This window comes from Serratia sp. CY38905 (genome assembly GCF_052168875.1).
Classification (GTDB): domain Bacteria; phylum Pseudomonadota; class Gammaproteobacteria; order Enterobacterales; family Enterobacteriaceae; genus Serratia; species Serratia sarumanii.
This window is the reverse complement of record NZ_JBJNLV010000051.1, coordinates 1-644: the sequence shown is the minus strand read 5'-3', so window position 1 is coordinate 644 and position 644 is coordinate 1. Positions and strand designations below refer to the sequence as shown.

General features: G+C 69.1%; 1 protein-coding gene. It reads right to left on the bottom strand.

Going from position 1 to position 644, the window contains the following annotated elements; genetic code table 11:
- Nucleotides 1-644 (bottom strand): AMP-binding protein (locus ACJ8MK_RS26005; RefSeq protein WP_442518129.1); only part of this gene is annotated, 644 nt, incomplete at both ends.

The following is a 644-nucleotide window of genomic DNA, read 5'->3' as shown; positions in this document are numbered from 1 at the left end:
AGATAACGCGCCACGTCGCCGGTGCGGTACATCCGCCCGCCCGGCGCGAACGGATCGCTCAAGAAGCGCTCCGCCGTCAGTTCAGGCCGGTTCAGGTAGCCCCGCGCCACCTGCACCCCACCGATATACAGCTCGCCCACCGCCCCCAGCGGCACCGGCTGCCCGCGCTCGTCCAGCAGGTAGATGCGCGTGTTGGCGATCGGCCGCCCGATCGGCACCGACACCCGGTCCGCCTCCCGCGAACAGTGCCAGGCGGTCACGTCCACCGCCGCCTCCGTCGGCCCATACAGGTTATGCAACTCCGCCTGCGGCAGCCGGCGGTAAAACTCCGCCACCAGCGCCGCCGGCAGCGCTTCCCCGCTGCACATCACCCGCACCACCTGCCCGCAGCGCGTCGCCGCCTGCCCGTCCGCCAGGAAGCTTTGCAGCATCGACGGCACGAAGTGCAGCGTGGTGACGCCATACTGTTCGATCGCGCGGCTCAGGTAATCCGGATCCTTGTGCCCTTCCGGCTTCGCCATCACAAGGCGCGCGCCGACCATCAGCGGCCAGAAGAACTCCCACACCGAGACGTCGAAGCCGAACGGCGTTTTTTGCAGCACCGTGTCCGCCGCCGTCAGGCCGTAGGCCTCCTGCATCCACAC